The sequence below is a fragment of the Citrobacter sp. Cpo103 genome (genome assembly GCF_030332605.1).
Taxonomy (GTDB): Bacteria; Pseudomonadota; Gammaproteobacteria; order Enterobacterales; family Enterobacteriaceae; genus Citrobacter; species Citrobacter portucalensis.
On the sequence record NZ_JAOWHO010000030.1, the window covers coordinates 1 to 3164 of the forward strand.

Below are 3164 nucleotides of genomic sequence, written 5' to 3' on the forward strand. Positions count from 1 at the left end.
GGTCGTTGCCGGCGTGGGCAAAACCAGGAGCGTCGTCTTATCCGGCAGAAAGTGAAAATTATCACTATGCGCTGCGTGCGATGCGCAGGGGCTATATCTATATCTACTATCCATACCTGACGGACTGGGAAGCATGGTCGGTGTGTGATGACGGCAGTTTATGGAAGCAACTGTCGGCGAAAAATGTTCTGGAGAAATCAGAGCCTGACTGTAGGCAGGGAACCTACAGTAATGGCGGAAAGGATTTTCTGACGCTGCCATATGAAGTGCTGGAGAATGATATCTGGATAGCATTCACACAGTGTCGCTGGACGGAAAAGACGCTGGAACGTTACGCAAGCGATGGCGGGCAACGGCAGAGCAGAATGCAGCGTCTGAGTGCATTAAACTGGACGTCACCGCAGACTTCAGAGCAAACGACAGAAGCCACGACAGGCAATCTTGCAGGGGTTCTGGATTACATCGCGCCGCAGGGAAGCCAGCTGAGTCCGGCAATGCTGTTACCGTATGGCACCCAGACTAAAATCCGCGTCAGCCAGTGTGTGGGTGAACGCTATGCAATAGTCAAAGAGCCGGGGCCGCAGGAGACATTGTATCCGTGGAAGAGCGGAGTGGCCGGAAACACAATCCGGCAGATGAAGGAACGGGGAGTGAAGCCAGACGGTTCCCCTGTCACGCCGTTGCTGATGGCGCTGCATGATGCAACAGGGATAACGCATGAGCTGACGGGATGGACGAATGATGTCCTGGCGATGGCGAAGATATTTGGTGAAGAACGCGCTCTGGAGTTCTGCACCCAGAGTCTGATAAACGGAGTTAAGGAGATTGTTAACAAAAGCTCGGAACAGAATGTTGCAGCTCAACTTTCTGTATTACCCCAGGAAACATATATTTCCCCTCCTGCAATGGATTATTCTTATGATATGTATGTCCAGAATGAGAAATCTAGAGGTACAGATTCGAAGGATATACTAACTCGTGAAGAATTCGAAAAGCAGGTAAAAGGAAAACAAAACGAAGTTTATAAAAAAAGCCAGGTAGCTAATGATTGGTCTAAATATGCCCGAATGATCAATCAGAATAAATGGGAGTCTTTTAATAAATGTTGTGCCGATCTAACACAAAAAATTGATGAACAGCTCGCTAAACTGATTAGCTATCGTTGTGAATGGTTACAGATTTCTTTATTTATAACAATGCTACAGGATTTTTTCTCTAACGATCCTGTTGATAACGCTTACTATCGTGAAATAGCTGCCTTCGCGATGGCTGGTCTTGGTGAGTCGTCATCAGGTGTAAAATTGCTGGATGACTGGATAGACGCATATACTACGACAAGTGAAAAGAATCTTGTCTGGAGAACACATTTTTATAATAATCCAGAGATCATGGCAGATGCGGAGTCATTATTGGCTAGCTTGCGTCAGTGTAGCATAGCGCCGGTTTCTGAAAATGATGTGCTCTACTTTTTTGAGAAGAATGGCGCTAAACTTAATAAAATATTTAAAGGTTTTGAAAAAGCAACGAGTGAAATTTCAAAACCTCTGGCTGGCAATGCCGTATTCTCGAAAAGAGTTCTGTATCAAATGGACCAGCACATGGCAACCGTAGGGGCCAGGTTTTTTTCCGTATCACGGATTGGACCTGTTCTCAACACCATGAATGACCTCATTGTTCGAACCCTTTTCTCGCTGTCTGCTGGAAAGTCAGAGTTAGAAACCAAAATATTGTTCAGTAAATATTTTGGCTGGGCCACGGAACGCAGGGCTTACATTACCGGCACTGTTTTTTACAGCCCGCAAAGAGCAATTCGGGCTGATCTTCTCCGGGGGGCGGGTAAGAAATATGCCGCACTTGAAAAATCTTATGCAGCTTATCTAAGCCAGCCAGCGGGACATTCTGGTTATGCGGTGACAAGTATTAGAATTTTTGTTTTATTTTTCAATGTTACTGAGTTGTATAACCAACTCGATAATTTTAAAAATGAACCTGCTAACTACGCGAAGGTAGTCAGCGCAATATCGGCAACGGCGAGCGGGATGATTGATATTGCAACCCCTGCAATGGAGGTCATTCTTAAAGATAAAAATAGTCTCCACTATATGAAAATGTTTGGCGCAGGATGCTCGCTGATAAGTGCAGGTATTTCGCTGGGGTTAGATATTTCCACATTATTGAACAAAGTTAGTTTGCCGAATTCCAGTAAAAAATGGGCATTTACGGGTTTATATTCAATCAAGACACTTAGCGATGTTGCCATTATTGCTAAAGCGGAAGGAAAATTGATGTCGGTGCTGATTGAACGCTTTGGCTGGGATACTGCTAAAGGGGAATTAGCCGTATGGCTGGGGAGGGCAGCTGCGCCTCAATTCACAAAGTTAGGCGTCGAATGGGTGGGACTGTTGGCCTCGTGGGAGGTAGCCCTGTTATTGATGGTCGCTGAATATATTCTGACGGAATATTATTCACGTGATGCCTTACAGTCGTGGATTGAGAATAGCTTGTTTGGTGATGATTGTTCGATTGATATCGATAGTTGTACACCGGAAAAAATCAATATATTTATTGATGAGACCAGAAATTCACTGCAAGAAAGCTTACGTCAATTATCTTCAGGTAAAGAGCAACAACGTGGAAAACCAATAATTTACTGGCCATTTATTATCTATGATGAGCCGGAAGTTCCTGTTGTGGTTTAATTTTGGAGCAACGAAATACTATGACAGAAGATGACGAACTGTTCGCCGATATGCCCAGGGCTTATATCCGGGGTCTGGAGAAGGGGAAAGGGTATGTGAAGGAGAACTATCTCCGGGAGCGCAGGGAATGGATAAAATTAAGACAAACCATTGCGCACTATGAATCGGAAGGCAAGAAGAAGCATAAAAAACGCCTGGCAGAACTGTACCGTGAAGAAAAGCAGCTGGCAGAAGCGCTGGCTGATATGCCACCGGACCCGGTACTGCCCCCGCCAGCCCCGCTGATAAAGGTCAGTGGCGTGGTGACAAACTACCACCAGCGCTGCCTGACGCACTATTTTGACACCAAAGCCTATCCACAGACGTGGGAATATTTCAGCAGGCAGGATGAGAACATGGCGTCTGCCGCAATGGTGCTGGCCTCGACGGGGTCAGCGGCAACGGCACAGGGCATGGTGGAGAGCA

Annotated in this window: 1 protein-coding gene and 1 pseudogene; both read left to right on the forward strand. The window is 46.0% G+C overall.

Going from position 1 to position 3164, the window contains the following annotated elements:
* Window positions 1-2699: T6SS effector BTH_I2691 family protein (locus OGX89_RS12700; protein ID WP_286560584.1), on the forward strand; the 2699-nt coding region annotated here is incomplete at its 5' end.
* Window positions 2700-2719: 20 nt separating this feature from the next.
* Window positions 2720-3164: pseudogene (locus tag OGX89_RS12705) on the forward strand (putative type VI secretion system effector); the annotation flags it as partial.